Annotated in this window: 24 protein-coding genes and 1 pseudogene; 10 read left to right on the top strand and 15 right to left on the bottom strand. The window is 73.2% G+C overall.

All coding sequences use genetic code 11. From position 1 onward, the window contains the following. The first annotated feature begins 74 nt into the window (after positions 1-74). Positions 75-1,043, top strand: coding sequence for a UDP-glucose 4-epimerase GalE (gene galE, locus ACJ9NR_RS32170; RefSeq protein WP_412491177.1), 969 nt, complete (start codon positions 75-77; stop codon positions 1,041-1,043). Positions 1,044-1,297: 254 nt separating this feature from the next. Then, positions 1,298-1,891, top strand: a complete 594-nt coding sequence (gene idi / locus ACJ9NR_RS32165; protein WP_412491178.1) for an isopentenyl-diphosphate Delta-isomerase — start codon at positions 1,298-1,300, stop codon at positions 1,889-1,891. A 3-nt stretch (positions 1,892-1,894) separates the two neighbouring features. Here idi and ACJ9NR_RS32160 read toward each other — a convergent pair whose 3' ends face one another. Then, entirely contained in the window at positions 1,895-2,404 is a 510-nt protein-coding gene (locus ACJ9NR_RS32160; RefSeq protein ID WP_412491858.1) for an ATP-binding protein, read from the bottom strand. 265 nt (positions 2,405-2,669) lie between these two features. Between ACJ9NR_RS32160 and ACJ9NR_RS32155 the strand changes: the two genes are divergently transcribed. Then, on the top strand, positions 2,670-3,443 hold the full coding sequence (locus tag ACJ9NR_RS32155) for an enoyl-CoA hydratase/isomerase family protein (protein WP_412491179.1): 774 nt from the start codon (positions 2,670-2,672) through the stop codon (positions 3,441-3,443). On the opposite strand, the gene ACJ9NR_RS32150 is transcribed toward ACJ9NR_RS32155, so the two are convergent. After that, on the bottom strand, positions 3,397-4,047 hold the full coding sequence (locus tag ACJ9NR_RS32150; RefSeq protein WP_412491180.1) for a DJ-1/PfpI family protein: 651 nt from the start codon (positions 4,045-4,047) through the stop codon (positions 3,397-3,399). The two genes, ACJ9NR_RS32155 and ACJ9NR_RS32150, sit on opposite strands and share 47 nt — an antisense overlap. 28 nt (positions 4,048-4,075) lie before the next feature. Then, positions 4,076-4,366: pseudogene (locus ACJ9NR_RS32145) on the bottom strand (helix-turn-helix domain-containing protein); the annotation flags it as partial. A gap of 279 nt (positions 4,367-4,645) precedes the next feature. On the opposite strand from ACJ9NR_RS32145, the gene ACJ9NR_RS32140 reads away from it, so the two are divergent. From ACJ9NR_RS32140 to ACJ9NR_RS32130, 3 genes are all read left to right on the top strand, one after another. Then, positions 4,646-5,515 carry an SCO6745 family protein gene (locus ACJ9NR_RS32140; RefSeq protein WP_412491181.1) on the top strand — a complete coding sequence of 290 codons (870 nt, stop codon included), beginning with the start codon at positions 4,646-4,648 and terminating at the stop codon, positions 5,513-5,515. 60 nt (positions 5,516-5,575) lie between these two features. Then, positions 5,576-5,707 carry an LPFR motif small protein gene (locus ACJ9NR_RS32135; protein WP_016431377.1) on the top strand — a complete coding sequence of 44 codons (132 nt, stop codon included), beginning with the start codon at positions 5,576-5,578 and terminating at the stop codon, positions 5,705-5,707. 100 nt (positions 5,708-5,807) lie between these two features. Next, positions 5,808-8,189, top strand: coding sequence for a Tex family protein (locus ACJ9NR_RS32130; RefSeq protein ID WP_412491182.1), 2,382 nt, complete (start codon positions 5,808-5,810; stop codon positions 8,187-8,189). A gap of 344 nt (positions 8,190-8,533) precedes the next feature. Here the strand turns inward: ACJ9NR_RS32130 and ACJ9NR_RS32125 are convergent, their stop codons facing one another. The 4 genes from ACJ9NR_RS32125 to ACJ9NR_RS32110 all read right to left on the bottom strand — a co-directional run bounded on the left by ACJ9NR_RS32125 (position 8,534) and on the right by ACJ9NR_RS32110 (position 12,569). Beyond that, the gene (locus ACJ9NR_RS32125; protein ID WP_412491183.1) at positions 8,534-8,905 is read right to left on the bottom strand and encodes an ArsR/SmtB family transcription factor; all 372 of its coding nucleotides are present in this window, start codon (positions 8,903-8,905) and stop codon (positions 8,534-8,536) included. A 205-nt stretch (positions 8,906-9,110) separates the two neighbouring features. Further along, complete coding sequence (locus tag ACJ9NR_RS32120) at positions 9,111-9,485, bottom strand: roadblock/LC7 domain-containing protein (RefSeq protein WP_412491184.1); 375 nt, start codon at positions 9,483-9,485, stop codon at positions 9,111-9,113. Positions 9,486-9,689: 204 nt separating this feature from the next. Then, positions 9,690-11,330: an ABC-F family ATP-binding cassette domain-containing protein gene (locus ACJ9NR_RS32115; protein ID WP_412491186.1), complete on the bottom strand. Its 1,641-nt coding sequence runs from the start codon at positions 11,328-11,330 to the stop codon at positions 9,690-9,692. Positions 11,331-11,543: 213 nt separating this feature from the next. Further along, positions 11,544-12,569, bottom strand: coding sequence for an oxidoreductase (locus tag ACJ9NR_RS32110; RefSeq protein WP_412491188.1), 1,026 nt, complete (start codon positions 12,567-12,569; stop codon positions 11,544-11,546). 228 nt (positions 12,570-12,797) lie between these two features. Here ACJ9NR_RS32110 and ACJ9NR_RS32105 point away from each other — a divergent pair, with 228 nt between their 5' ends. Continuing rightward, complete coding sequence (locus ACJ9NR_RS32105) at positions 12,798-14,282, top strand: M1 family metallopeptidase (protein WP_412491189.1); 1,485 nt, start codon at positions 12,798-12,800, stop codon at positions 14,280-14,282. Here ACJ9NR_RS32105 and ACJ9NR_RS32100 read toward each other — a convergent pair. Next, the gene (locus ACJ9NR_RS32100) at positions 14,263-15,252 is read right to left on the bottom strand and encodes a PfkB family carbohydrate kinase (protein ID WP_412491190.1); all 990 of its coding nucleotides are present in this window, start codon (positions 15,250-15,252) and stop codon (positions 14,263-14,265) included. The genes ACJ9NR_RS32105 and ACJ9NR_RS32100 overlap by 20 nt on opposite strands. Before the next feature lie 189 nt (positions 15,253-15,441). Between ACJ9NR_RS32100 and ACJ9NR_RS32095 the strand changes: the two genes are divergently transcribed. After that, the gene (locus ACJ9NR_RS32095; RefSeq protein WP_412491191.1) at positions 15,442-16,200 is read left to right on the top strand and encodes a MerR family transcriptional regulator; all 759 of its coding nucleotides are present in this window, start codon (positions 15,442-15,444) and stop codon (positions 16,198-16,200) included. Positions 16,201-16,209: 9 nt separating this feature from the next. Here ACJ9NR_RS32095 and ACJ9NR_RS32090 read toward each other — a convergent pair whose 3' ends face one another. The 5 genes from ACJ9NR_RS32090 to ACJ9NR_RS32070 all read right to left on the bottom strand — a co-directional run bounded on the left by ACJ9NR_RS32090 (position 16,210) and on the right by ACJ9NR_RS32070 (position 23,937). Beyond that, entirely contained in the window at positions 16,210-17,544 is a 1,335-nt protein-coding gene (locus tag ACJ9NR_RS32090) for a glycoside hydrolase domain-containing protein (RefSeq protein ID WP_412491192.1), read from the bottom strand. A gap of 599 nt (positions 17,545-18,143) precedes the next feature. Beyond that, on the bottom strand, positions 18,144-20,333 hold the full coding sequence (locus tag ACJ9NR_RS32085; protein ID WP_412491194.1) for a 3-hydroxyacyl-CoA dehydrogenase NAD-binding domain-containing protein: 2,190 nt from the start codon (positions 20,331-20,333) through the stop codon (positions 18,144-18,146). 41 nt (positions 20,334-20,374) lie between these two features. Next, positions 20,375-21,589 carry an acetyl-CoA C-acetyltransferase gene (locus tag ACJ9NR_RS32080; RefSeq protein ID WP_412491196.1) on the bottom strand — a complete coding sequence of 405 codons (1,215 nt, stop codon included), beginning with the start codon at positions 21,587-21,589 and terminating at the stop codon, positions 20,375-20,377. 42 nt (positions 21,590-21,631) lie between these two features. After that, the gene (locus ACJ9NR_RS32075) at positions 21,632-22,783 is read right to left on the bottom strand and encodes an acyl-CoA dehydrogenase family protein (protein WP_412491197.1); all 1,152 of its coding nucleotides are present in this window, start codon (positions 22,781-22,783) and stop codon (positions 21,632-21,634) included. Continuing rightward, positions 22,780-23,937, bottom strand: a complete 1,158-nt coding sequence (locus ACJ9NR_RS32070) for a CaiB/BaiF CoA transferase family protein (protein ID WP_412491198.1) — start codon at positions 23,935-23,937, stop codon at positions 22,780-22,782. The genes ACJ9NR_RS32075 and ACJ9NR_RS32070 overlap by 4 nt, the downstream gene beginning before the upstream one ends. Positions 23,938-24,119: 182 nt before the next feature. Between ACJ9NR_RS32070 and ACJ9NR_RS32065 the strand changes: the two genes are divergently transcribed. Then, positions 24,120-25,298, top strand: coding sequence for a saccharopine dehydrogenase family protein (locus ACJ9NR_RS32065; protein WP_412491199.1), 1,179 nt, complete (start codon positions 24,120-24,122; stop codon positions 25,296-25,298). A 36-nt stretch (positions 25,299-25,334) separates the two neighbouring features. On the opposite strand, the gene mmpA is transcribed toward ACJ9NR_RS32065, so the two are convergent. Next, on the bottom strand, positions 25,335-25,481 hold the full coding sequence (gene mmpA / locus ACJ9NR_RS32060) for a morphogenic membrane protein MmpA (RefSeq protein ID WP_412491200.1): 147 nt from the start codon (positions 25,479-25,481) through the stop codon (positions 25,335-25,337). A 198-nt stretch (positions 25,482-25,679) separates the two neighbouring features. Then, a complete protein-coding gene (locus ACJ9NR_RS32055) occupies positions 25,680-26,402 on the bottom strand; it encodes an endonuclease V (RefSeq protein WP_412491201.1) in 723 nt (240 codons plus the stop codon). Between the two features lie 49 nt (positions 26,403-26,451). Here ACJ9NR_RS32055 and ACJ9NR_RS32050 point away from each other — a divergent pair, with 49 nt between their 5' ends. Continuing rightward, the gene (locus ACJ9NR_RS32050) at positions 26,452-26,748 is read left to right on the top strand and encodes a YciI family protein (protein WP_412491859.1); all 297 of its coding nucleotides are present in this window, start codon (positions 26,452-26,454) and stop codon (positions 26,746-26,748) included. Positions 26,749-26,755 lie beyond the last annotated feature (7 nt).

The raw sequence follows: 26,755 nt of genomic DNA, 5'->3' as shown, positions 1-26,755 counted from the left end.
ACCGCGTCGGCCGGAACAGGGGCATCCGGGACATTGGGGATCGCCGTAGCGGTGTCGGCATAGGGTGGACGACCATGACATGGCTGATCACCGGCGGAGCGGGATACATCGGGGCCCATGTGGCGCGCGCCATGAGCGGCGCCGGGGAGCGCGTCGTCGCGCTCGACGACCTCTCGGCGGGACACCCGGCGCGGCTGCCGGCCGACGTGCCGCTCGTCGAGGGCTCCTCGTGCGACGGCACCCTCCTGAAGCAGGTTCTCGCCCGGTACGGGGTGAGCGGCGTCGTGCACCTCGCGGCGCGCAAGCAGGTGGCCGAGTCCGTGGCACAGCCCACGTGCTACTACCGGGAGAACGTCGGCGGTCTCGCGACGCTGCTGGAGGCCGCGGCCGAGGCCGGCGTCGAGCGGTTCGTGTTCTCCTCCTCGGCGGCCGTCTACGGCAACCCGGACGTGGACCTGATCACCGAGGACACCCCGTGCGCGCCGGTGAACCCCTACGGCGAGACCAAGCTCGCCGGCGAGTGGCTGGTCCAGGCGGCGGGCCGGGCCCACGGCATGGCGACGGTGTGCCTGCGCTACTTCAACGTGGCGGGGGCGGCCGCGCCCGGGCTCGCCGACACGGGCGTCTTCAACCTCGTCCCCATGGTCTTCGACCGGCTCACCCGCGACGAGGCCCCGCGGATCTTCGGCGACGACTATTCGACGCCGGACGGCACCTGCGTCCGCGACTACATCCATGTCGCCGACCTGGCCGAGGCGCACCTGGCGGCGGCGCGCGGGGCGGGCGGGGGCGCGGGCGGCGACCTGACGGTCAACATCGGCCGGGGCGAGGGCGTCTCCGTGCGCGAGATGGTCACCGTGATCGGTGAGGTCACCGGCGACCGCCGCACGCCCGTGGTCGAGGCCCGCCGCCCCGGGGACGCGCCCCGCGCGGTCGCCTCGGCCGCCCGGGCCGCCGGGCAGCTCGGCTGGACCGCCCGCCGCGGGGTGCGCGAGATGATCGAGTCGGCGTGGGCCGGCTGGCGGCTGCACCACGGCGGGTGAGCCGGGTGGTGCGCCCCCGGGGCGGAACGCAGCCGTCCGGCGCGGGGAGGCGTCCTTGGGTCTCACAGCCCCGGCCGGACGGTTCCCCGCCGGTCGACGGGGCACGATCAACTACCGGGCCCCTCTCCCGGTCTCCTACCGGTGACGGCCGTGACCCGCGCCGTGCGCGGGACATGCGGGCGCACCGTGGAGTGCCGGGAGTGCCGGTTTCGTGCGGCACACTTGGGGCGCGAAGACCGATGCGAAGGATGGGTATGCCGATCACACCTGCCACCGCGACGCACACGCCGTCGAACGGCACCGCTGACGCGATTCTGCTGGAACTGGTCGACGAGAACGGCGTCACGATCGGCACCGCGGAGAAGCTCGCCGCCCACCAGCCACCAGGGCAGCTGCACCGCGCCTTCTCCGTCTTCCTCTTCGACGAGCACGGCCGGCTGCTGCTGCAGCAGCGGGCGCCGGGCAAGTACCACTCCCCCGGCGTGTGGTCCAACACCTGCTGCGGCCACCCCTACCCCGACGAGGCGCCCTTCGCGGCCGCGGCCCGGCGGACGTACGAGGAGCTGGGGGTCTCCCCCTCGCTGCTCGCCGAGGCGGGGACGGTCCGCTACAACCACCCGGACCCGGCCTCGGGCCTGGTCGAGCAGGAGTACAACCACCTGTTCGTCGGGATGGTGCAGGCGCCGCTGCGGCCGGACCCGGAGGAGGTCGGCGAGACCGCGTTCGTGACCCCCGCGGAGCTGGCGGAGCGGCACGCCGAGGACACCTTCTCGGCCTGGTTCATGACGGTGCTGGACGCGGCGCGCCCGGCGATCAGGGAGCTGACCGGCCCGTCGGCCGGCTGGTGAGGCTCAGGGCACCCGCACGGGTTTGAGCGGCAGGGCGGCCCAGATCACCTTGCCGCCGCTCGCGGTGTGCTCGACGTCGCACACGCCGCCCGCCTCCCGGGCGATCTCGCTCACCAGCAGCAGTCCGCGGCCGCCGGTGCGGGCGTGGTCGGCCTCCAGGGCGGTCGGGCGGTAGGGGTGGTTGTCCTCCACCGACACCCGCACCCACTCGGCGCCCACGGCGACCTCCACGGCGAGCACGGGCGACAGCAGCGCCGCGTGCTTGACGGCGTTCGTGGCCAGCTCGGAGACGATCAGCAGCAGGCCGTGGACGAGGTCGTCGGAGATGGGCACCCCCTGGCGGTGCAGCAGGTCGCGGACGGCGTGTCGCGCCTGCGGGACCGAGGCGTCGACGGCGGGGGCGGTGAACCGCCAGACGCCTTCGTACGGCAACGGGCCCGCTGGTTCCGGGTCGCCGGGCCCCTCGTCCCCGCCCTCCGGGCGTGGGCCGGTCCCGCGCCCGTGGTTGTCCATCGTGAGGTCGCCACCCTTGCGCTCGATTGTCACCACACGTCGAGTGTTGGTAATGCCCCGCTCCGCTCCGGATGACTGAACAGAAGTCAGCGGTAATCGAGCGTTTCTGACCGTTGGCGTATGACACCGTCAGTTGTGGGACTGCTCCTGTCACCCGTGGAGCGCCTTCGCGAACTTTTCGGGTTGTACGGGTTTGGTGGCAGGCTCGCCCATTCGTCCCGCCCGTGCCGATCACACGCCGGGCGGGGCGGCTAGCATCCGCCCCATGGAGCCCCAGCTGCTGCACGGCGTCGCCGACTCGGTCGCCACCGTCGTCATCCACCATCCGGCCAAGCGCAACGCCATGACGGCCGCGATGTGGGCCGCGCTGCCGCCGCTGCTCGACACCCTCGCCGCCGACCCGGGCGTACGGGCGCTGGTGCTGACCGGCGAGGGCACGACGTTCTGCGCGGGCGCCGACATCTCCACCCTGCGGAGCTCACCGGAGCAGGCGCAGGCGCTCGCGGTCCTTGCGGAGGAGGCCCTGGCCGCGTTCCCCAAGCCGACGCTGGCCGCCGTGCGCGGACACTGCGTCGGCGGCGGCTCGCAGCTCGCGGCCGCCTGCGACCTGCGCTTCGCCGAGGAGGGCGCGCTGTTCGGCGTGACACCCGCGAAGCTCGGCATCGTCTACCCGGCCTCCGCCACCCGGCGACTGGTGTCGCTGGTGGGGCCCGCGGCCACCAAGCACCTGCTGTTCTCGGGCGAATTGATCGACACGGCACGGGCGCTGCGCACCGGCCTGGTCGACGAGGTGCTGCCCGAGGGCGAACTCGCCAAGCGGGTCACGGAGTACACCCGGATCCTGGCCTCCCGCTCGCAGCTGACCCAGGCGGCGGCGAAGGAGTTCGCGGACGGCCGCGCCGGCCGGGACGCGTACTGGGCGGAACAGGCGCGCGGCAGCGGCGACACCGCGGAGGGGGTCGCCGCCTTCCTGGAGCGCCGCCGGCCGCGCTTCACGTGGTCGGTTCCGTGCCCAGGACGAACCGGCTCCGGGACCTGAGCAGCGCGACGACGTCCGCGGGCGCCCGGTCCGGGGACCCGGCGTCGTAGGGCGGCCGCGGGTCGTACTCGATCCCCAGCTGTACGGCCTGGGCGACCGTGTCGCCCGCCATCCGGCCGAGCAGCGCGAGCCCCATGTCGATGCCGGAGGAGACGCCGGCGGCGGTGACGTACTTGCCGTCGGCGACCACCCGTTCACCGGTGGGCTCGGCGCCGAACCGCTTCAGCTCCTCCAGCGCCAGCCAGTGCGAGGTCGCGCGGCGGCCGTCGAGCAGCCCCGCGGCGGCGAGCAGCAGGGAGCCGGTGCACACCGAGGTCGTCCAGGTGCTCGTGCGGTCGGCGCTGCGGATCCAGTCGAGGAGGGCGGTGTTCTCCATCTGCGCGCTCTGCCCGGGCCCGCCCGGGACGATCACGACATCGGGGTCCGCCACCTCCTCCAGGGTCCTGTCCGCGATGAGCGCGAGGCTGCCGCCGTCGGTGCGGACGGGACCGGTCCGCTCGGCGACGAACACGGTCTCGGAACCGGGCAGACGGCCGAGGGTCTCGTACGGGCCGACCGCGTCGAGCGCGGTGAAGCGGTCGTAGAGCAGGATCGCGAACTGCATGGCTTCCCCCTGTCGGTGAGGCGGGTGCTCAGTGGGCGGGCGCCGGACGGAACCGGCGCCGGTACTCGGCGGGCGCCGCGCCGAGCGTGCGGACGAAGGCCAGGCGCATCGCCTCCGGGGTGCCGTAGCCGCAGCTCCGGGAGATCTCCCCGATCCCGTCCGGGGTGTCCTCCAGCAGGCGGCGGGCGTGTCCGAGGCGGACCCGGTCGGCGTAGCGGCCCGGCGTCATGCCGGTCTCGGCCTGGAAGGCGCCGGCGAAGCGGCGGGGCGGGAGCCGGGCGCGGCCGGCGAGCCGCTCCACCGCCAGGTCCTCGCCGGGTGCTCGCGGGCGAGCTTGTCGCACACCGACCAGCGGCTGGTCCCCCGGGCAGTGCAGCTCGGCGCCGTCGAAGACCTCGACCGGGCCCGAGACGTCGAGGCTCTGCACGTCGTCGGAGAGGACGACCAGGACGGTTCGCATGCCCTCGATTCTTGGCGGTCCGTTCCGATGGCCGCAATGACGAGGATCCCACCTTTCCCGCCATGGCAGGATCACCTTTACCGTCCCGGCGCGGCCGGCCCTGGAGTTACGTACCAACCAGTCGGTAGCCTGCCGGTCATGACTACTGCCGCCCTCGACGCACGCGCCGGCCGCCGCTGCCACAACGTGCTCAACTCCCTGCACGCGACGCACTACTTCTCGCCCGACCTGGGCGAGGAACTGGACGCGCTCGGCATCACCCACCCCAAGGCCCGCAACTTCGCCGTCCGGGCGGCCGCGCTGGGGCCGGTCGGCCCGGGCACGGTTGCGGCGGCGTTCTACAACTACAAGTACGAGCTCGTGGCCCGGCACGTGCCCGCCGTATGGGAGAGCGCCACGCCAGCGCAGACGCTCGCCGCACGCGCGCGTGCCGCCGACGCGACCCTGCGCCGCCTGCTGGGCGAGGAGACGCTGGCCTCGCGGGAGATGGCCGAGGCGGCACGGCTGGCCCTGCGGGCCACCGAGGCCTGTACGCGCCCGGCCCGGCCGCTGTACTCCGCCCACGCCGACCTGCCCGTCCCCGACCGGCCGCACCTGGCGCTGTTCCACGCCGCCACGCTGCTGCGCGAGCACCGCGGCGACGGCCATGTCGCCGTGCTGATGTCCGCCGAACTGGACGGCCTGGAGGCCGTGGTGACCCACACCGCGACCGGCAAGGGCATGACGCCGAAGTGGGTGTTCGGCACGCGCGGCTGGAGCCAGGAGGACTGGGACGCCGCCTGCGCCCGGCTGCGTGAACGCGGACTGCTGGACGCGGCGGGCGAGCTGACCGAGCGGGGCGTCGCGCTGCGCGCCGAGATCGAGGCGGAGACGGACCGGCTGGACCGGGCCCCCTACGAGCACCTGGGCCCGGAGGGCGTCGCGCGCCTGACGGAGCTGGGCAAGACCTTCGCGGGGGCCGCGCTCGGCGCCGGAGCCTTCCCGGCGGACCTGATCGGCAAGGGCTGAGCGAAACGGGGTACCCGACCTCCCCCGGCCGTCGTGGCCGGGAGAGGAAAGGGGAAGTCCGTGTTCCGAGCGATAGCCGACGTGCTGCGCCAGATCGGTGGCGCCATCGCCACCGTCGTGACGCTGCCCTTCCGGGCCCTGGCCCGCCTCTTCGGCGGAGCCTCGTCCACCGCGCGCGGCCGCGGAGCCTGAGGGAGCCGTCCCGGCCCGCCGGGTGCCGCCCTGATCCCCGACTGTCGGTGCCACCTGCCACAATTGCGGCGCAACCTCAGTGAGAAGGCGGTACGGGATCGTGACGACACCCGGGTCCAGCACAGTCGGGACCATCGAAGGCAGGATCGCCGAGGAACTCGGCGTACGGGAGCGGCAGGTGAAGGCTGCCGTGGAACTGCTCGACGGCGGTTCGACGGTGCCTTTCATCGCCCGCTACCGCAAGGAAGCCACCGAGATGCTCGACGACGCGCAGCTGCGCACGCTCGAGGAGCGGCTGCGCTACCTGCGGGAGCTGGAGGAGCGCCGGACCGCGATCCTCGAGTCGGTGCGCGAGCAGGGCAAGCTCACCGAGGAGCTGGCGGCGCGGATCCGCGCCGCCGAGACCAAGGCCCGGCTCGAGGACATCTACCTGCCCTACAAGCCCAAGCGGCGCACCAAGGCGCAGATCGCCCGCGAGGCCGGCCTGGAGCCGCTGGCCGAGGGGCTGCTCGGCGATCCGAGTGTCGAACCGCTCGCGGCCGCCGCCGCGTTCGTCGACGCGGACAAGGGCGTCGCCGACGCGCAGGCCGCGCTGGACGGCGCCCGCGCGATCCTCACCGAGCGCTTCTCGGAGGACGCCGACCTCATCGGCGAGCTGCGCGAGCGCATGTGGGTGCGCGGGCGGCTGGCGGCCAAGGTCAAGGAGGGCAAGGAGGAGGCGGGCGCCAAGTTCGCCGACTACTTCGACTTCTCCGAGCCGTTCACCGAGCTGCCCTCGCACCGCGTCCTCGCGATGCTGCGCGGCGAGAAGGAGGGCGTCCTCGACCTGGTCCTGGAGCCCGAGGAGCCCACCGAGGGCCCGTCGTCGTACGAGGGCGCCGTCGCCGCCAGGTTCCAGATCGCCGACCGCGGGCGCCCCGCCGACAAGTGGCTCGTGGAGACCGTGCGCTGGGCCTGGCGCACCCGCATCCTGGTGCATCTCGGCATCGACCTGCGGCTCAGGCTGCGCACGGCCGCCGAGGACGAGGCCGTGCAGGTGTTCGCGGCCAACCTGCGCGACCTGCTGCTCGCCGCCCCGGCCGGCACCCGCGCGACGCTCGGCCTGGACCCCGGCTTCCGTACGGGCGTCAAGGTCGCCGTCGTCGACGCCACCGGCAAGGTGGTGGCGACCGACGTCATCCACCCGCACGTCCCGGCCAACAAGTGGGACGAGGCGATCGCCAAGCTGGCCCGCCTGGCCGGGCAGCACGCGGTCGAGCTGATCGCGATCGGCAACGGCACGGCCTCCCGCGAGACCGACAAGCTCGCCGGTGAACTCATCGCCAGGCACCCGGAGCTGAAGCTCACCAAGGTGATGGTGTCCGAGGCCGGCGCCTCCGTGTACTCGGCCTCCGCCTTCGCCTCCCAGGAACTGCCCGACATGGACGTCTCCCTGCGCGGCGCCGTCTCCATCGCGCGGCGCCTCCAGGACCCGCTGGCCGAGCTGGTGAAGATCGATCCCAAGTCGATCGGCGTCGGCCAGTACCAGCACGACCTGTCCGAGGTGAAGCTGTCGCGTTCGCTGGACGCGGTGGTCGAGGACTGCGTCAACGGCGTGGGCGTCGACGTCAACACCGCCTCCGCCCCGCTGCTGGCCCGGGTCTCCGGCATCACCTCCGGCCTGGCCGAGAACATCGTGGCCCACCGCGACGCCAACGGCCCCTTCACGTCCCGTACGGCACTCAAGGGCGTGGCACGGCTCGGCCCCAAGGCCTACGAGCAGTGCGCGGGCTTCCTGCGCATCCGCGGCGGCGACGACCCGCTGGACTCCTCCAGCGTGCACCCCGAGTCGTACCCGGTCGTGCGCCGCATGGTGAAGACCTCCGGCCAGGAGGTGGCGTCACTCATCGGCAACACGTCGGTGCTGCGCTCGCTCAGGCCGGACGACTTCGTGGACGAGACGTTCGGTCTGCCGACCGTGACCGACATCCTCAAGGAGCTGGAGAAGCCCGGGCGCGACCCGCGTCCGGCGTTCCGCACGGCCACCTTCAAGGAGGGCGTCGAGAAGATCTCCGACCTGTCCTCCGGAATGGTCCTGGAGGGCGTGGTCACGAACGTCGCGGCCTTCGGCGCCTTCGTCGACGTCGGCGTCCACCAGGACGGCCTGGTGCACGTCTCCGCCATGTCCAAGACCTTCGTCAAGGACCCGCGGGACGTGGTCAAGCCGGGCGACATCGTCAAGGTCAAGGTCCTCGACGTCGACATCCCGCGCAAGCGGATCTCGCTGACGCTGCGCCTGGACGACGAGGCGGCAGCGCAGGGGCAGCAGGGCGGCGGCGGTGAGCGCCGGCAGCGCGGCGGGCGCCCGCCCCAGCAGCGGCGGCAGGGCGGCGGCTCACGGCAGGGCGGGGGCTCACGGCAGGCGCCGCCGCCCGCCAACAGCGCGATGGCCGACGCGCTGCGGCGGGCCGGACTGCTGGATCCGAAGAACGGCAGGCGCTGAGGCCCCGGGCAACGGGCTCGTGGTCGGCCGCGGACCGGTCGCGGCCGGCCGCGACCGGTCCGCGGCCCCGCGCTCCTCGGGCCGGCCGTGCGCCGGGTGGGACCGACCTGTGCCGGGCCGGGCAGGGGCCGCGCCGCTCATCGGCTCCCGCGGCGCGTCAGCCGGACGACGACCGCCGTCGCGCCTGCCGCCGGCGGCGGCAGGACGCGGTGGCCTCGGCCGGGCGCGCGCCCTGGACGCCGTTCAAGGACCGCACCGGCTCGGGTGCCTTCGGCGACCTGGCGCTCACCCCCGTCCCCCGCTCCCTGCGGCCGGTCGGCGCCGTGGGGCGCCGGCCGCTGAGATCACCGCACCGTGCCTGACCTGGTGGTGTGCAGGGTGGCCGGGGCGTCGGCCCGCTGGAGTTCGGTGAGGAGCTGGTTCTGGCCGGCGAGCAGCTCGGTGAGGATCCGGCGGGCGGCGCGCAGGAGTTCGGCGACGTCTCCCCCGGCGAGCGCGTAGCGGACGGTGGAGCCCTCGCGCATGGACACGACGATGCCGGAGCGCCGCAGGACGGCCAGTTGCTGCGACAGGCTGGACGGTTCGATGTCGATGTCGGCCAGCAGGTCACGTACGGAGACCGGCCCGTGCTGGAGCAGTTCCAGCACCCGGATGCGCACGGGATGGCCGAGCATGCGGAAGAACTCTGCCTTGACCTGGTAGAGGGGGGCCTGCATGGGCTCGCTCCTGGTCGGGTGGGTGGGGCTGCGGCCGCCGCGGTGCGACGGCGTCGCAGGACGCCGCCGCACCCCGGACCGCCTTGGGTGCCGATCCTTCACGCCTCGGACCCGGCGGGGACGCACATTGGCACCATGCTGATGTGGTGACTTGAAGAATTCTTCACATCATGGGCAGACGTGGCCGCCGGCGTCCTCGGGCGCGCTAGATCTCGATCGCCTCCTCCACCCGCTTGAGTTGGTGGCGTGCCATCGCCAGGTTCGAGTTGGCCTTGTCCAGGACGAGGTAGAGGAACAGTCCGTTGCCCGTGCGGCTCTTCACCAGGCGGATCACGTGGTACTGGCGGTCCAGCGTGATCAGGATGTCCTCGATCAGGCCCTTGAGGCCCAGCTGTTCCATGGTGCGGACCTTCGCCCGGATGACATCTGTGTTGCCGGCCGCGGCGACGGTCAGGTCCAGCTCCTTGCTCCCGCCCAGCGTGCCCAGGGCCATTCCGCTGGTGTAGTCGACCACGGCGGCTCCCAGGGCGCCCTCGATCCCCGCCATCATCTCCTTCAGCGAAACTTCCACACTCGCCACAGCGCCTCCCATTGCGTGCCGTTGTGCGCGGGCCGTGCGCGACCCGCTCGGTCTCCGGACCGTACGCACGCCGCCGTCACGGCAGGAGGAACTCTCTGGGACTGACCTCCGACGACCGAACAACGGCGCGACCGGATCGTTCGGCGGTCCGCAACTGCCATGACAGGAGGCGAAGTTGACGCGGACGGGTGTGCCGCAGGCGGCTCAGCGCTCGGTCACCTTGCCGTCCGCCACCTCCAGGCGGCGGGTGACGTGGACCGCGTCCAGCATGCGGCGGTCGTGGGTGACCAGCAGGAGGGTGCCCCGGTAGGCGTCGAGGGCGGACTCCAGCTGTTCGATGGCCGGCAGGTCCAGGTGGTTGGTCGGCTCGTCGAGGACCAGCAGGTTGACGCCCCGTCCCTGCAGCAGCGCCAGGGCCGCGCGCGTGCGTTCGCCCGGGGAGAGGGTCGCGGACGGGCGCAGGACGTGGTCGCTCCCCAGGCCGAACTTGGCCAGGAGGGTGCGCACCTCGACCGGCTCGGTGTCGGGCACGGCCGCCCGGAAGGCGTCGAGCAGCGGCTCCGCGCCGTGGAACAGCTTGCGGGCCTGGTCGACCTCGCCGACCAGGACGCCGGAGCCGAGCGTCGCGGTGCCGGCGTCGAGCGGGATCCGGCCCAGCAGGGCCGCCAGGAGGGTCGACTTGCCGGCGCCGTTGGCCCCGGTCACCGCCACCCGGTCCGCCCAGTCGATCTGCAGCCGGACCGGGCCGAGGGTGAAGCCGCCGCGCCGGACCTCGGCGTCGCGCAGCGTGGCCACGACGGCGCCCGACCGCGGGGCCGACGCGATCTCCATGCGCAGCTCCCACTCCTTGCGGGGCTCCTCGACGACCTCGAGCCGTTCGATCATGCGCTGGGTCTGCCGGGCCTTCGCCGCCTGCTTCTCACTGGCCTCGCTGCGGAACTTGCGGCCGATCTTGTCGTTGTCGTCGCCCGCCTTGCGCCGGGCGTTCCGCACGCCCTTGTCCATCCAGGAGCGCTGCGTCCGCGCCCGCTCATGGAGCGCGGCCTTCTTGTCCGCGTACTCCTCGAAGTCGTCCCGGGCGTGCCGGCGGGCGACCTCCCGCTCCTCCAGATAGGCCGCGTAGCCGCCGCCGTAGAGGCTGGTCCGCCCCTGGGCGAGGTCGAGTTCGAGGACCTTGGTGACCGTGCGGGTGAGGAACTCGCGGTCGTGGCTGACGACGACGGCGCCGGCACGCAGCCCGGAGACGAACCGTTCGAGGCGTTCCAGGCCGTCCAGATCGAGGTCGTTGGTCGGCTCGTCGAGCAGGAAGACGTCGTAGCGGGACAGCAGGAGGGAGGCGAGTCCGGCGCGGGCCGCCTGGCCGCCGGACAGGGACGTCATCGGCTGGTCCAGGCCGACCGCCAGGCCGAGGGAGTCGGCGGTCTCCGCCGCCCGTTCCGCCAGGTCCGCCGCGCCGAGGTCGAGCCAGCGCTCCAGGCCGGTCGCGTAGGCGTCGTCGGCGCCGGGTGCGCCGTCGACCAGCGCCTGGGTGGCCTCGTCCAGTACGCGCTGGGCCTCGGCGACGCCGGTACGGCGGGCCAGGAACTCCCGGATCGTCTCGCCGGGGCGCCGCTCCGGCTCCTGCGGCAGGTGTCCGACGGTCGCCGTCGGCGGGGAGAGCCGCAGCTCGCCCTGCTCCGGTGCGAGGAGTCCCGCGAGCATCCTGAGCAGCGTGGACTTGCCCGCGCCGTTGGCACCGACCAGCCCGATCACGTCGCCGGGTGCGACGACGAGGTCGAGCCCGGCGAACAGGGAGCGGTCACCGTGTCCGGCGGCGAGGTTCTTGGCGACGAGAGTGGCAGTCATCAGGCCGCCGATCCTAGTGCCGCGGCAGGCAACGTTTGCCCGTCAAGGAGCGGCGTCCGGTGCGTGCTCTCGGTGTGCCGGCCGGAAGCCCTCGTACTGGACGTACTCGGGGTTTCGTCCGGTGCGGCGAGAGTGCGTGCCGGGCGTCGCGACGGGGCGAACGTTGCCTGTTGCGGCACTCGCCGTCGCCGCGGGCCCGCCGCCTCGGCGTTCTCAGCGGGCCGGCGCCTGCACCAGCACACTCCCCGCCGTCCGCGCCACCACGAAGGACTCGCCCCTGAGCGCCCTGGCGTCCAGGGCGATGCGGTGCCGGCCCGCCTCGAGGACGCCGTCGAAGACGTCGTGGACGCGGGTGCGGTGCAGCCGGTCCAGGCGGTAGGCGGTCAGGCGGACCCGGCAGGGCGCGCTGAGCTCGACGCCCGCCTCGCCGCCGGCCGCCACCAGCCGGGTCAGCCGGCGCCGCTCCACCGGGCTGCGGTCCAGGGCGTGTTCGATCTGGGCGACCAGGAGCGGGACGATCGGGGCGAGACCCTCGACGTACGCCACCTCGACGCCCGCCCGCTCGAAGCAGCGCCGCACCTCGGCCCGCTGCTCCTGGCCGACCGCCCGGCCGAAGGCGACCGCGCCGTAGCCGCGCAGTTCGTCAGCGGGGACGCCGCGCGCGTCCTGGGCGATGTCGGCGCCGATACCGATGATGCGCAGGGCCGCGGCCAGTCTGGCGAGCAGGGCGACCCGGGCGCCGACGAGCAGCACCCGGCGGCGCGTGCCCGGGGCGTTGCCGCCGTCGAGGAGCGCGGCGAGCGCCTCGCGGTACTGCTCACCCCGGAAGCGGAAGGGGCCTATTCCGCGGTAGCCGTTGAGCTCCGGATCGGCGTGTTCGCCGGTCTGCCAGGCGAAGTCCCGCCAGACGACGTCCTCGCCGTCCCGCTCGATGACCGCGGTGACCGCACCGCAGGCCAGGTCCGCGCACTCGGGGCAGCCGTAGACGACGTACCGGCCGTCCGGGAGCGGGGCCTCCGCCTCCAGCATGAGGCTGCGGACCTGCTCGGTGAAGATCGCGGGCGGCACGTCGGAGGCGAGCGGGGAGACGGCGTCGAGGTCGGAGAGCCGGAACAGCAGCGGCCGCCCGTCGACGATGAAGTCCACGAAGTCCCGGTGGACCTGGTAGTCACCGTCTGCGAGAAGTCCACCGGCACGCATCGCCGGTGCCAGGCCGAAGGTCGCGTATGCGGCAGACATGACCCGAGTATTCCCACCAGGGGAGCCCTCCGTGCACGGTGCGTCCGGCCGGCTGCCGTGCGGGCGCGGGCCGTGCGGAACGTGTGTGGCCGGATCGGGCCTTGTCACGAGGTGGTGCCTGACGGCCGAATGGCGATCGAGTGACAGACGGGGCCATGGACACGCCCACGGACTCAGGGACTCCACGGGCTCCGGACCGACCTCGTGCCCCTACGACTTGGAGCTTTCGTGCACCGCAGAATCATCGCGCCGGGCGCTCTCGCCGCGGCCTCCCTGATGCTGGCGATCCCGGCGTCCGCCGCGAGCTGGTCCCCCGGCGCTCCGGGCATCGGCGACCCCTACTACCCGGCCTACGGCAACGGCGGATACGACGTCTCCCACTACGACCTGCGCCTGAAGTACCGGCCCACGACGGACGAGCTGTCCGGTACGGCGACGATCCTCGCGAAGACCACGCAGGACCTGTCCAGCTTCGACCTCGACTTCCTGCTGGACGTCAGCGAGGTCCGGGTCAACGGCGCCAGGGCCTCCTTCACCACCTCCGGCCAGCACGAACTGGTCATCACGCCGAGGACCCCGCTGGCCGAGGGCACCCCGATCACCGTGGTCGTGCGCTACAGCGGGGTGCCGTCGACGAAGAGCGCCTACGGCTTCAACACCTGGCACCGCACCCCGGACGGGGCGGTCGCGGCGGACGAGCCCGAGGCGGCCTGGTGGTGGTACCCGAGCAACGACCACCCGCTGGACAAGGCGACCTACGACGTGTCGGTCGCCGTGCCGAACGGCACGCAGGCCCTCTCCAACGGCACACTGCAGTCCACGCGTTCGCAGCTCGGCTGGACGCGCTACAACTGGCGTGAGAACAAGCCGCAGGCCACCTACCTGACCACGCTGGCGATCGGCAGGTTCGACATCACGACCGGCACCTCCGAGGGCGGGGTACCGGTCGTCAACGCCTACAGCAAGGACCTCGGCGACGACGACGGGGCCGCGCGGGCGAGCGTGGAGCGGACCGGGGAACTCGTCGACTGGCTCAGCGGCTACTTCGGGCCGTACCCGTTCAGCTCGGCCGGGGGCTACGTCCCCAACACGACGACCGGGTACGCCCTGGAGACCCAGACCCGCGTCTACTACAGCCCGAGGCAGTTCGCGAGCGGCTCCAACGCGTCCGTCGTGGTCCACGAACTGGCCCATCAGTGGTACGGCGACAGCGTGTCGCTGAAGGGCTGGAAGGACATCTGGATCAACGAGGGCTTCGCGCGGTACGCCCAGTGGCTCTGGTCCGAGCACGAGGGCGAGGGCACGACGCAGGAACTCGCCGACTACGTGTACGCCGAGCATCCCGCCGACGACCCGTTCTGGAAGGTCGCGCCGGGTGATCCCGGTCCGGACAACCAGTTCGACATCGCCGTCTACGACCGCGGGGCACTGGCCATCCAGGCCCTGCGCAACGCCATCGGCGACGACGCGTTCTTCGCCGTCCTCAAGGGCTGGCCGCAGGAGCACGCGTACGGCAACGCGTCCGTCGCCGACTTCGAGGCGTACGCGGAGAAGGTGTCGGGCACGTCACTGGGGCCGCTGTTCGACACGTGGCTGTTCCAGCCGTCCAAGCCCGCGGCACCGGCGGCGAAGGGGGCGGCGATCGCCGGGTCCGCCGCCATGCCGCAGCCCAGGTCGTGGAAGAAGATCGCGGCTACGAACGACGTCCACTAGGGCCCGCCGGGTCCGGTGGTGCGGGGGCCGGGGGCCGTGCGTCGGCGGTCGCGCGGTTCCCGCGCCCCTCAAGGCTCGCCACGCCCGCAAGCAGTTCCTCGCGCGTCATCGACCGCGTCTCGGTGGACGGGACCGTGCAGGCGTGGGCGCCCGCGACCGAGCCGTGGACGGCGCTGCGGTGCGGTGTCTCCCTGTTCAGCCAGCCGTGCAGGAAGGCCGCCGCGAAGGCGTCGCCCGCGCCGTTGGAGTCGAGGACCGGCGCGGGGGGCACGGCGGCCGGTACGTGGGTGAGTTCGTCGTCGGACAGGAGGTAGGCGCCCTTCGCGCCCGCCGTGGCGACGACCACCTCGGCGCGGCCCCGGTCGGCGATGCGGCGCATGGTGCGTTCGGGGTCGGCGAGGGCGGTGGCGGAGAGGAAGACGAGGTCCGCCGCGTGGGCGAACGGCTCGTGGTAGGGGTTCTCGCCGTCCCAGTCGTGCAGGTCGGTGGAGACGGTCGCGCCCGTCTCCCGCAGCAGCGGCAGGGTGTCCGCGCAGGGCTGGGTGATGGTGACGTGGACGTGGCGGCTCGCCGCGGCCAGGGCGCCCACGGTGTCCTCGGGGAAACGGTCCTCGAACCGGGTGCGGCTCGCGTCGTACAGGGACAGCCGCCTGCCGTCGGGGCCGACCAGGTTGACCGCGCGCTTGGTCCCCGCGGGCTGCGGGACCGCCGTGAGGGCGATGCCCTTCTCGCGGTGCAGGGCCCGTACCAGCTCGCCCTCGGCGTCGTCGCCGAGCATGTCGAGGTGGTGCACGCGCAGGCCGAGCGCGGCGAGCCCCAGGGCGACGAAGTCGCCGGTCTGGCCGGCCCGGGTACGGATGCCCCGCTCGACCAGGTAGCTGTCGGCGTACGGGAGCGGCAGCCGCGGGACGTACACGATCGTGTCCACGCCCGCGCCGCCCAGCACGAGAACATCGATGTCACGGCTCATTCCGCGCCCTCCCTGTGGTCGCACACGGTGGCCCCGGCGGCCCCGGCCCGCACCCTACCCACGCACGGGCACCGGCCGCCGGGTGAGGCCGGCGCCCCGGCGGCCCGACGCCGAGCGCAGAGCGCCGGACCGGCCCGTGCGACGTCCCACCGGTTTCACAGTCCTGGTGAGACAGCGATACTGCTGCACATGACGACCGACACCGACGACGACCCCGGAGAGCCGACGCTCACGGTCGACGAACTGGCCAACCGGGCCGGCGTCACCGTCCGCACGGTCCGCTTCTACAGCACCAAGGGGCTGCTCCCCCCGCCGGTGATCGGTCCGCGCCGGGTCGGCCACTACGGGCAGCAGCACCTGGCCCGGCTGGCGCTCATCGAGGAGCTCCAGCACCAGGGCATGACCCTGGCGGCGATCGAGCGCTACATGGAGCAGCTGCCGGCCGACCTCAGCCACCACGACCTGGCGATCCACCGGGCCGTCGTGGCGTCGTGGGCGCCGGACACCGTGGAGACTCTGACGGCGCGGGAGCTGGACCGCCGGGCCGGTCGGCCGCTGAGCGGGGACGACGTCGAGCGGCTGACCGCCATGGGGGTCGTCCGGGCCGACGGGGACGCCTTCCGGGTCGACACGGGGCTGCTCCGGCTCGGGGTGCAACTGCTGGACGTACCCCTGTCCGAGGCGGCCATCCTCGCGTCGCGCAAGGTGCTGATCGAGCACTCGCGCGCGGCGGCGCACGAGTTGTCGCAGCTCTTCCGCGGCGAGGTCGGCGAGCGGGCCGAGCAGGACGTGAAGCTGCTGTCCGCGCACATGCAGCCCCTCGTGGTGCAGGCGCTGCTGACGACCTTCCAGCGCTCGCTCAAGGAGGAGGTGCACCAGTGGCTCGCGGACACCCGTCCGGAGCCGGGGCGGGACGGGGGACGACCGGGGTGGCCCGGCGGCCGGTGAGCGAGTGGCTCAGCAGCGCGGCGCCGGCTTGCTGTAGGTGGTGCTGCTCGGCGTCGCGACGTAGTGGTCGGAGACGTAGTGGCCGTTCTCCAGCCGGTCCCAGATCTTCGTGCTGCCGACCGCCGAGCCGGAACGCTGGCAGGTGACCCAGGCGACCGCGCCGTTCGCGGAGGTGCCGACGGCCGTGTAGCTCGTCCCCGGGCCGCTGCGCTCGGTCAGGCCGGCGGCGGCCGTCACCTGGTACGGGTAGGTGCAGCGCGGCAGGGGCGCGGTGTAACCGGTGGTGGAGGCGGTGTTGACGTAATGGTCCGTCACGTAACTGCCGTTGGTCAGCTTGTCCCAGACGCTCGTGGTGCCGATCTTGGCGCCGGGGGCCTGGCAGACGACGCGCACGGTCGCGCCGGGCGCGTAGGAGGTGACGACCCCGTACGACGTCGAGGGCCCGCTGCGCGCGTTGAGCGCGGTGGTGCTGGTCACCTTGTAGGAGAGGGCCACCGTCGCCGTGGGAGCGTCGACGCGGTCGCTGTCGATGTTGAGGGTGACGCCGCCGTAGGTCTCGTCGTGACCGCCGCGGAACTGCTTGGCGCGCTGGTGGACGGCCCACTTGGAGTCGGCGATGCCGGTCCATCCCTTGACGGAGTCGACCCCGTCGTAGCGGGCGATCCACAGGGCGTCCGGGCGCGCGTAGGCCGTGGAGGTGTAGACGTCGGCGAGTTGCCTCGCGCCCAGGTTGAGGTTCATGTAGACGCCGGAGACCCAGCCGAGGCGGTGCAGTTCCCGGGTCCAGGCCGACAGGTAGGTCAGGACCCCCGTGCGGCACGCGGTGTCCGTCTGGCTGTAGTTCTCGATGTCGTTGTAGAGGGCGCTGCCCGGCTGCATGCCGAGCGCCTTGGCGGCCGTGATCGCCTCGGTGGCGGCCGCGGTGCCCTGGGCTCGGGCCGTCGCCGCCGTCGTGCTGATCTTGGCGTCGGTGGGGCGGGCACCGCAGGGCGGCTGCAGCCCCTTGTGGATGGGCAGCAGACGCCACCTCAGCTGCGTCACGGAGGCCACCCAGGAGGCGGTCAACTGCGGCTGGGCGCAGGTGCGGTTGACGCCCGACACGTAGACGCCCAGGGCGCGGTACGGCGAGGCGCTCCACGCCTGGACGGACGCGAGCGGAGGGGCCGTACAGGTGTCGAGGGCCAGGCCCGAGTAGCGGGTCGCGCTCGCCCCGGACGGATAGCCGGCGGCCGTGGCCGGTTCGGCGGCGGCCGCCGGGGCGAGGACCAGCGCGGTCGTCGTGCCCAGCGCGCAGGCGGAGGAGACGGCGAGCAGTCTTCGCAGGACGGAGTGCAGGTGCGGCATGACGGCCCCCCGGCGGTGAGAAGTTGAGATGCCGTCAGGGTGGGCGCCGTGCTCAGGGCCCTGCCATGGGCCGAACGGCCTCGTGCCGGACCTGCCGGGCCCCTTCGGAGACGCTCGGAGGCCGCGGGACGCGCCGGTCGGCGGTGGCCGTGTCAGTTCCCTCGTGCTCACGGCGCGTTCGGTCGGCGGGAACGGCGACCACCGGGTGGCCGGGCTCGGGGAGGGCACGACGACGGTGTGCGTGTGGGGTGGTGACCCACAGGGTTCGGGGGTGACCTACAGGGTTCGGGGGCCCACAGAGCTCAGAGGCGGCCCATGGGGCTCTGGGGGCCGGTAGGACGGTGGGCCGGGAAGCGGGGCCGGTGGGCCTGGGAGGAGGGGCGCCTTGCCGCCCGGCGGCCCGGGCCCGCCGCCGGCGGTTCCGCTCGTCCAGGGGCGCCTTCCAAGGGCGCGCCGCCCGAGCGGCGTCGGCCTGCCCCCTCGGGGCGCCGTTCCGCCCGGACGGCTCGTCCTCCGGGCGCGGGACGGGCCGGACCGCCGGGCGGCACCGGGAAGCACCCGGGAGCGCCCGTCAGGCGTCCCTGAAGCGCCGTCAGGCGTCAGGCGTCCGTGAAGCGCTCCCCCTTCTCCGCCTTCTCCACCAGCAGCGCCGGGGGCGTGAAGCGATCGCCGTAGCGGGTGGCCAGCTCGCGCGCGCGGGCCACGAAAGCGGGCAGGCCGGTCCCCGTACCGGAGCCGCCCTCGTAACCGTTGATGTACTGGAGGACGCCGCCCGTCCAGCCGGGGAAGCCGATGCCGAGGATGGAGCCGATGTTGGCGTCGGCGACGGAGGTCAGGACGCCTTCCTCGAGGAGCCTGACCGTGTCGAGGGCCTCGGCGAAGAGCATGCGTTCCTGCATGTCCTCGAAGGGGATCTCGTGGCCCGGCTTGGTGAAGTGCTCGCGCAGGCCGGGCCACAGGCCCACGCGCCTGCCGTCGTCGTAGTCGTAGAAGCCCGCTCCCCCGCTGCGGCCGGGGCGGTCGAACTCGTCGACCATGCGGTCGACGACGGCCTCGGCGGGGTGGGCCTGCCAGGTGCCGCCGGCCTCCTCGACGGCCCGCCTGGACTCGTTGCGGATCTTGCGCGGGAGGGTGAGGGTCAACTCGTCCATCAGGGACAGGACCTTGGCCGGGTAGCCGGCCTGCGCCGCCGCCTGTTCGACCGACGCGGGCTCGACGCCCTCGCCGACCATGGCGACACCCTCGTTGATGAAGTGGCCGATCACCCGGGAGGTGAAGAAGCCGCGGGAGTCGTTGACGACGATCGGCGTCTTGTTGATCTGGCGGACCAGGTCGAAGGCGCGGGCGAGGGCCTCCTCGCCGGTGCGCTCGCCCTTGATGATCTCGACCAGCGGCATCTTGTCGACCGGGGAGAAGAAGTGCAGGCCGATGAAGTCGGCCTGGCGTTCGACGCCTTCGGCGAGCGCGGTGATCGGCAGGGTCGAGGTGTTGGAGCACAGCAGCGCGTCCGGCTCGACGATGTGCTGGATCTCCTGGAAGACCTTGTGCTTGAGCTCCGGGTTCTCGAACACGGCCTCGATCACGGCGTCGCAGCCGGCCACGTCCTGGGGGTCCGCCGTCGGCGTGATGCGGGCGAGCAGGGCGTCCGCCTTCTCCTGTGTGGTGCGGCCGCGGGAGACGGCCTTGGCGCACAGCTTCTCGGAGTAGCCCTTGCCCTTGACGGCCGCCTCCGGCGAGACGTCCTTCAGGACGACCTCGATGCCGGCCCGGGCGCACGAGTAGGCGATGCCCGCGCCCATCATCCCGGCGCCGAGGACGGCGACCTTGCGGACCTGGCGGGAGGCGACCCCCTGGGGGCGGTTGGCGCCGGAGTTGACGGCCTGGAGGTCGAAGAAGAACGCCTGGATCATGTTCTTCGAGGTCTGGCCCGCGGCGAGTTCGACGAAGTAGCGCGCCTCGATGACCTGTGCGGTCTCGAAGTCGACCTGGGAGCCCTCGACGGCCGCGGCGAGGATGTTGCGCGGCGCCGGGTAGGGGGCGCCGTTCGTCTGCTTGCGCAGGTTGGCCGGGAAGGCGGGCAGGTTGGCCGCGAACTTGGGGTTGGCGGGGGTGCCGCCCGGGATGCGGTGGCCCGGCTTGTCCCAGGGCTGCTGCGACTCGGGGTTGGCGTCGATGTAGGCGCGGGCCTTGGCGAGCATCTCGTCCCGGGTGGCGGCGACTTCGTGGATCAGGCCGTTGTCGAGGGCGCGCCGCGGGTTGTACTGGGTGCCCTGGAGCAGGACCTTCAGCAGGGCGTCGGCGATGCCCAGCAGGCGGACCGTGCGGACGACTCCGCCGCCGCCGGGCAGCAGGCCCAGGGTGACCTCGGGGCAGCCGATCCTGGAGCCGGGCGCGTCGAGGGCGACGCGGTGGTGGCAGGCCAGGGCGAGTTCGTAACCGCCGCCCAGGGCCGCGCCGTTGATCGCGGCGACGACCGGCTTGCCCAGGGTCTCGATGCGGCGCAGGTTGCGCTTGATCGCCATGCCGCCGTCGAAGAGGTCCTGCGCGGTCTCGGGGGTGACCCGGATGAGGTCGCGCAGGTCGCCGCCGGCGAAGAAGGTCTTCTTGGCCGAGGTGAGGATGACGCCGCGGATGGAGTCCTTCTCGGCCTCCAGACGGTCGGTGACGGCGGCGAGGGAGTCGCGGAACGCCTGGTTCATGGTGTTCGCGGACTGGCCGGGGTCGTCGAGGACGAGGGTGACGACGCCGTCGCGGTCCTGTTCCCAGCGGATGGTGGTGCTCTCGGTCATGAGGGGGTCTCCGTAGAAGTCTCGGGTGGCCGCTGGGGTCTTCAGACGCGCTCGACGATCGTGGCGACGCCCATGCCGCCGCCGACGCAGAGGGTGGCGAGGCCGTAGCGCTTGTCCTGGCGCTCCAGTTCGTCGACGAGCGTGCCGAGGATCATCGCGCCGGTCGCGCCGAGCGGGTGGCCGAGGGCGATCGCGCCGCCGTTGACGTTGACCTTGTCCAGGGACAGGCCCATGTCCCGCGCGAAACGCAGGACCACCGCCGCGAAGGCCTCGTTGATCTCGACGAGGTCGATGTCGTCGATGGTCAGCCCTGCCCTGGCCAGGGCCTTGCGGGTGGCGGGGGCGGGGCCGGTGAGCATGATCGTGGGCTCCGAGCCGGAGACCGCCGCGGAGACGATCCGCGCGCGCGGGGTGAGGCCGTAGCGCTCGCCGACCTCCTCGGTGCCGATCGCCACCAGGGCGGAGCCGTCGACGATGCCGGAGGAGTTGCCGGCGTGGTGGACGTGGTCGATCCGCTCCACCCAGTGGTACTTCTGCAGCGCCACGGCGTCGAAGCCGCCGAGGTCGCCGATGTCCGCGAAGGACGGCTTGAGCCTGGCCAGGGAGTCGGCGGTGGTGCCGGGGCGCAGGTGCTCGTCGTGGTCGAGGACGACCAGGCCGTTGCGGTCCCTGACCGGGACGACCGAGCGCTCGAAGCGGTTCTCCTTCCAGGCCGTGGCCGCCCGCTCCTGCGACAGGGCCGCGTACTCGTCGACGTCCCGGCGGGAGAAGCCCTCGATGGTGGCGATGAGGTCGGCGCCGATGCCCTGCGGCACGAAGCCGGTGGCGAGGTTGGTCATCGGGTCGTTGAACCAGGCGCCGCCGTCGGAGGCCATCGGCACCCGTGACATGGACTCCACGCCGCCCGCGAGGACGAGGTCCTCGAAGCCGGAACGGACCTTGGCGGCGGCCATGTTGACGGCCTCCAGGCCCGAGGCACAGAAGCGGTTCTCCTGGACGCCCGCGACCGTGTCGGGCAGGCCGGCCGCGATCGCGGCGATACGGGCGATGTCGGAGCCCTGGTCGCCCACGGGGCCGACGACACCGAGCACGACGTCGTCGATCGCGGCCGGGTCCAGGCCGGGGAAGCGGTCGCGGAGTTCGTGGATGAGCCCGACGACCAGGTCGATGGGCTTCGTGCCGTGCAGGGCGCCGTTCGCCTTGCCGCGGCCGCGCGGGGTGCGGATCGCGTCGTACACGTACGCTTCGGTGGTCACAGGCAAGCCTTTCGGGGGGTGAGGGTCGGCCGGCGGAGGGCTTCAGCCGAGCAGGGAGCGGCCGATGATCTCCTTCATGATCTCGGTCGTGCCGCCGTAGATGGTCTGGATGCGGCCGTCGGTGAAGGCCCGCGCGACCGGGTACTCGGTCATGTAGCCGTAGCCGCCGTGCAGTTGCAGGCACCGGTCGGCGACCCGCTTCTGCAGCTCGGTCGCCCACCACTTGGCCATGGAGGCGTCGACGGCGTCGAGCGCGCCGGCCCCGCCTTCTCCGTGAGCCTCGATGCAGCGGTCGACGAACGTGCGCGTGACGGCGCACTCGGTGGCCATCTCGGCCATCTCGAAGCGGATGTGCTGCTTGGTGGCGAGCGGCCGGCCGAAGGCCTCGCGCTCCTTGACGTAGTCGGTGGTGATCTCCAGCAGGTGCTCGGCGGCGGCGATCGCCGAGACGGCGATGCTGAGCCGCTCCTGGGCGAGGTTCGTCATCAGGTGGACGAACGCGCCGTTGAGCGTGCCGAGGAGGTTCTCCTTCGGCACCCGGACGTCGTTGAAGAACAACTCGGCCGTGTCCTGCGCCTTCTGGCCGATCTTGTCGAGGTTGCGGCCGCGTTCGAACCCGGGCGTGCCGCGCTCGACGACCAGCAGTGACAGCCCGTGCGCGCCGCCCTCGGGGGTCGTCCTCGCGACCACGACCACCAGGTCGGCGAGGATGCCGTTGGAGATGAACGTCTTGGCGCCGTTGAGCAGCCAGTGGTCGCCGCGGTCCTCGGCGTGGGTGCGGATGCCCTGCAGGTCGGAGCCGGCGCCGGGCTCGGTCATGGCGATCGCGGTGATGATCGAGCCGTCGCAGAAGCCGGGCAGCCAGCGGCGCTTCTGCTCGCCGGTGGCGAGCGAGGTCAGATAGGGGCCGATGATGTCGTTGTGCAGGCCCAGGGCGAGGCCGGCGGCACCCGCGCGGGTGAACTCCTCGGCCAGGACCGCGCTGTAGCGGAAGTCGGCGGTGCCGCCGCCCCCGTACTCCTCGGGTACGGCGAGTCCCAGCAGGCCCTGCTTGCCGGCCGCCCGCCAGGCCTCGCGGGAGACGATGCCGTCCTTCTCCCACTGCTCGTAGTACGGCAGCACCTCCCTGGCCAGGAAGGCGCGCACCGTCTCGCGGAACGCGTCGTGCTCGGGGGCGAAGATCTGCCGCTTCATCCGGGGTCCTTCATGGGTTCCTGGTCCTGCACGAGGTCGGGTACGTCCCAGTCGCGGGCCACGCCGGCGCTGTCCGCGCCGGGTTGCGCCGGGCCGGTCCGTACGGCCGTCGGGGTCGCGGAGAAGCGCGGCGCCGGCGCGGGCTGGGTGATGCCGCCGTGGTCGGTGAAGGTGCCGCGGGCGGCGAGGTGGGGGTGGTGCGGGGCCTCGCTCAGCGACAGCACGGACGCCACGCACGCGTCGGAGCCCTCGAAGCGGGCCGTCCACTCCCGCTGGGTGCGGGACTTGAAGCGGGCGGCCACCGCGGCCCGCAGCTCACCCCAGCGGGCCCGGTCCCTGCGGGCGCCGGAGTGCTCGGGGATGCCCAGCAGGGTCACGAACTCCTCGTAGAACCGCGGCTCCAGCGGCCCGACCGCCATGTACCTGCCGTCGGCCGTCTCGTAGGTGCCGTAGTACGGGCAGCCGCCGTCCAGGAGGTTGGCGCCGCGCCGGTCCTGCCAGCCGCCGGCGGCGAGCATGCCGTGGATCATCGCGGAGAGGTGCGCGGTGCCGTCGACGATCGCGGCGTCCACGACCTGGCCGGTGCCGCCCGCGCGCGCGTGGTGCAGGGCGGCGAGGACGCCGACGACCAGGTAGAGGGAGCCGCCCGCGTAGTCGCCGAGCAGGTTGGCGGGGACGGCCGGCGGCCGGTCCGGGTCGCCGATCATGCCGAGGGTGCCGGTGAGGGCGATGTAGGCGACGTCGTGGCCCGCGCGGTGGGCGAGGGGGCCGTCCTGGCCCCAGCCGGTCATGCGGCCGTAGACGAGACCGGGGTTGCGGGCGTGGCAGGCCCCCGGGCCTACGCCGAGGCGCTCGGCGACGCCGGGGCGGTAGCCCTCGATGAGGATGTCGGCGCGTTCGGCGAGGTCCAGGACGCGCGCGGCGCCCTCCTCGGACTTCAGGTCGACGATCACCGAGCGCTTGTTGCGGTTGGTGACGTCGTAGGCGGGATCGATCGCGAGTCCGGTGCCGCCGGGGCGGTCCACGCGGACCACGTCGGCGCCCAGGTCGGCGAGGAGCATGGCGGCGAACGGGCCCGGCCCGATCCCGGCCAGCTCGACCACGCGCACGCCGGCGAGCGGCCCCTGTCCGGGCGGCGTCTGTGCCGTTGCCATCCAGCCCCCAGCGCTGTGACACAACTGATGTAACACCAGTGATGCTAAGAACACGTTCCATTGAACACAAGACCTGGGCGAGCAAGCGCTTAGCCAATTTTCGGGGTCCGCGGCGGCCCCGCCGTCTCCTCACGCTAACCTCGGCCACCGACAACGGCGCGTGCTGCGGACCGAGGGGTGTCATGAGCAGGCTGAACAGGGCGGACCGTCCGTACGACATCGTGCTCTTCGGAGCCACCGGCTTCGTCGGGGTGCTCACCGCGCAGTACCTCGCCGCGCACGCGCCCGAGGGGCTGCGCTGGGCGATCGCGGGCCGCAACAACAGCAGGCTGGAGCGGCTGCGCGAGCGGCTGCCCGGCGGCGAGCGGGTCGGCGTGCTGCGGGCGGACGTGTCCGATCCGGCCGGCCTGCGCGAACTCGCCGGGCACGCGCGCGTGGTGGCCACGACCGTGGGCCCGTACATCACCTACGGCGAGGACCTCGTGGCCGCCTGCGCCGACAGCGGCACGGACTACCTCGACCTGTGCGGCGAGCCCGAGTTCGTGGACCTCACCTACGTACGGCACGACGCACGCGCGCGTGAGACCGGCGCCCGGCTCGTGCACGCCTGCGGCTACGACTCGGTCCCGCACGACCTGGGCGCCTACTACACCGTCCGGCAGCTGCCCGAGGACGTACCGCTGACCGTGGACGGATACGTGACGGCGGACGCCGCCTTCTCCGGCGGTACGTTCGCCTCGGCCCTCGGCCAGTTCGCGCGGGTGCGTCCGATGCTGGCCGCCGAGCGGGACCGCAGGCGCCACGAGCCGCGCCTGGTGGGGCGGCGGGCCGCCGTCCGCACGGGGGCGCCGCGGTTCGCCAAGGAGGTCGGCGCGTGGGCGCTGCCCCTGCCGACCATCGACCCGCAGATCGTGCGGCGCTCCGCGAAGGCCCTGGAGCGCTACGGCCCCGACTTCCGCTACCGGCACTACGCGGCGGTGCGCCATCTGCCCGTCGCGCTGGCCGGGGTCGCGGCCGTCGGCGGGGTGTTCGCGGCGGCCCAGCTGCCGCCCGCGCGGCGCTGGCTGTCCGGCCGCCTGAGGCCCGGCGAGGGCCCGGACGCCGAGAAGCGCGCGAAGAGCTGGTTCAGGGTCCGCTTCGTGGGCGAGGGCGGCGGGCGACGGGTGTTCACGGAGGTCGCGGGCGGCGACCCGGGCTACGGCGAGACGGCCAAGATGTTCGCCGAGTCGGCGCTGTCGCTGGCCTTCGACGACCTTCCGCCCACGGCGGGCCAGGTGACCACGGCGGTGGCGATGGGCGACGCGCTGATCGGGCGGCTGCGCGGGGCCGGCATCACCTTCCGGGTCGCCGCCCGTCAGTGAGGCGGTGAGCGGGCCCCGGGCGGACCCGGGTCCGTCCTAGAGCGACCACCCGGCCACGGTGCAGATCATGCCGGCGATCCAGCCGACCCCGGCCAGCACGGCCAGGACCAGCACGGCCGTGACGGCACGCTCGACGGGACGGCCGGGATCGGCGAGGGGCTTCGGGGTGCGGTGCGTCGTCATGCGCCACAGCCTGGCTCCCGGCGCGCCGGACCCACATCCGTACGGCTACTCAGTACACGTACTCAGGTCGCGGGCACTCAGTACGTGTACGCGGATCGCGCACGCTCGGTACACCTAGAGGCGGATCGCGCACGCTCACTGCACGCTCGCGGATCGCGGATCGCGCGCCGAGCACGCCCGGCGACGAGGCGGGGTCCGCTACGACGCGGCACGCCGGGGCGCGGGTCGGTGACCGGCCGTCGCCTCCCGCAGCGCCCGGCGGCACAGCGCGTCCGCCCGGCGTGTGGTCTCCGGGAGGCGGTAGGCCGGGGTCAGCGCCAGGGTGTGGGCGCAGGCGTTGTCCAGGCCGACGCGGTGGCCGACGGAGACGAAGACCGGCTTGACGGCGTCCCGGGTGCGAAGGGCGCGGCCGACCTCCTCGTCGCCCGCGAGCAGGGGTGACGTGCTGCCGCGCGCGGCGCCCGGCTCGTCGTGGACGAAGGTGAAGGGGTTCTTGGCGACACCGATCGTGGGCAGGTCCGTCAGGACCCCGAGGTGGCTGGCGAGGCCGAAACGGCGCGGGTGGGCCAGGCCGTAGCCGTCGCACACGACCAGCCCCGGCGGACCCGCCAGGGCGGTGAGGGCGGCGAGCACGGTGGGGATCTCGCGGAAGGCGAGCAGGCCCGGCACGTACGGGAAGGAGATCCGGCCGACCGCCGTCGCCTCCTCGACGACCTCGAGGCTCGCCGCGTCGAGGACCACCGCGGCGGCCGCGACGACGTCCCGCTCGTCGTCGTAGGCCACGTCGACACCGGTCACGCGCCCCGCGCCGGGCGGCGGCCCCGCCTCGTCGAGCACCACGCGCTCGCGCAGCGCGTCCTGGACGGCTCGGGCCTCTTCCCCGGTCGCGGGCCGGCCCGCCGGGATGCGTACGGTCGTCATGATGGCGACCAGCGTACGGGGCCCGGCCGGGCGGCGTAGGCTCGCGATCATGTTCGTACTGGAGCTGACCTACACCGCCCCGCTCGATGCCGTGGACGCGCTGCTGCCGGACCACGTGGCGTGGCTGGACCAGCAGTACGGCAAAGGCCTCTTCCTGGCGTCGGGGCGCATGGAGCCCCGCGACGGCGGAGTGATCCTGGCCGTCGCCGAGGACCGGGCCGGCATCGAGGAGGTCGTCGCGGGCGACCCGTTCGCCGTCGCCGGTGTGTGCGCGTACCGGATCACGGAGTTCCTCGCCACGAAGACGTCCCCGGAACTCGCGCACCACCGGCAGACGGCCGGCTGAGCCGCGC

Origin of the sequence: Streptomyces sediminimaris, from assembly GCF_047049295.1 — a bacterium.
Lineage (GTDB): Bacteria > Actinomycetota > Actinomycetes > Streptomycetales > Streptomycetaceae > Streptomyces > Streptomyces sediminimaris.
Note: the sequence above shows the minus strand (reverse complement) of the source record. Positions and strands in the feature narration are given on the sequence as shown.

Bases quoted from the DNA above. Each gene is read 5' to 3' on its own strand.
- galE (WP_412491177.1), top strand. From the start codon at position 75: ATGACATGGCTGATCACCGGCGGAGCGGGATACATCGGGGCCCATGTG.
- idi (WP_412491178.1), top strand. From the start codon at position 1,298: ATGCCGATCACACCTGCCACCGCGACGCACACGCCGTCGAACGGCACC.
- ACJ9NR_RS32160 (WP_412491858.1), bottom strand. From the start codon at position 2,404: ATGGACAACCACGGGCGCGGGACCGGCCCACGCCCGGAGGGCGGGGAC.
- ACJ9NR_RS32155 (WP_412491179.1), top strand. From the start codon at position 2,670: ATGGAGCCCCAGCTGCTGCACGGCGTCGCCGACTCGGTCGCCACCGTC.
- ACJ9NR_RS32150 (WP_412491180.1), bottom strand. From the start codon at position 4,047: ATGCAGTTCGCGATCCTGCTCTACGACCGCTTCACCGCGCTCGACGCG.
- ACJ9NR_RS32140 (WP_412491181.1), top strand. From the start codon at position 4,646: ATGACTACTGCCGCCCTCGACGCACGCGCCGGCCGCCGCTGCCACAAC.
- ACJ9NR_RS32125 (WP_412491183.1), bottom strand. From the start codon at position 8,905: ATGCAGGCCCCCCTCTACCAGGTCAAGGCAGAGTTCTTCCGCATGCTC.
- ACJ9NR_RS32115 (WP_412491186.1), bottom strand. From the start codon at position 11,330: ATGACTGCCACTCTCGTCGCCAAGAACCTCGCCGCCGGACACGGTGAC.
- ACJ9NR_RS32110 (WP_412491188.1), bottom strand. From the start codon at position 12,569: ATGTCTGCCGCATACGCGACCTTCGGCCTGGCACCGGCGATGCGTGCC.
- ACJ9NR_RS32100 (WP_412491190.1), bottom strand. From the start codon at position 15,252: ATGAGCCGTGACATCGATGTTCTCGTGCTGGGCGGCGCGGGCGTGGAC.
- ACJ9NR_RS32095 (WP_412491191.1), top strand. From the start codon at position 15,442: ATGACGACCGACACCGACGACGACCCCGGAGAGCCGACGCTCACGGTC.
- ACJ9NR_RS32090 (WP_412491192.1), bottom strand. From the start codon at position 17,544: ATGCCGCACCTGCACTCCGTCCTGCGAAGACTGCTCGCCGTCTCCTCC.
- ACJ9NR_RS32085 (WP_412491194.1), bottom strand. From the start codon at position 20,333: ATGACCGAGAGCACCACCATCCGCTGGGAACAGGACCGCGACGGCGTC.
- ACJ9NR_RS32075 (WP_412491197.1), bottom strand. From the start codon at position 22,783: ATGAAGCGGCAGATCTTCGCCCCCGAGCACGACGCGTTCCGCGAGACG.
- ACJ9NR_RS32070 (WP_412491198.1), bottom strand. From the start codon at position 23,937: ATGGCAACGGCACAGACGCCGCCCGGACAGGGGCCGCTCGCCGGCGTG.
- ACJ9NR_RS32065 (WP_412491199.1), top strand. From the start codon at position 24,120: ATGAGCAGGCTGAACAGGGCGGACCGTCCGTACGACATCGTGCTCTTC.
- mmpA (WP_412491200.1), bottom strand. From the start codon at position 25,481: ATGACGACGCACCGCACCCCGAAGCCCCTCGCCGATCCCGGCCGTCCC.
- ACJ9NR_RS32055 (WP_412491201.1), bottom strand. From the start codon at position 26,402: ATGACGACCGTACGCATCCCGGCGGGCCGGCCCGCGACCGGGGAAGAG.
- ACJ9NR_RS32050 (WP_412491859.1), top strand. From the start codon at position 26,452: ATGTTCGTACTGGAGCTGACCTACACCGCCCCGCTCGATGCCGTGGAC.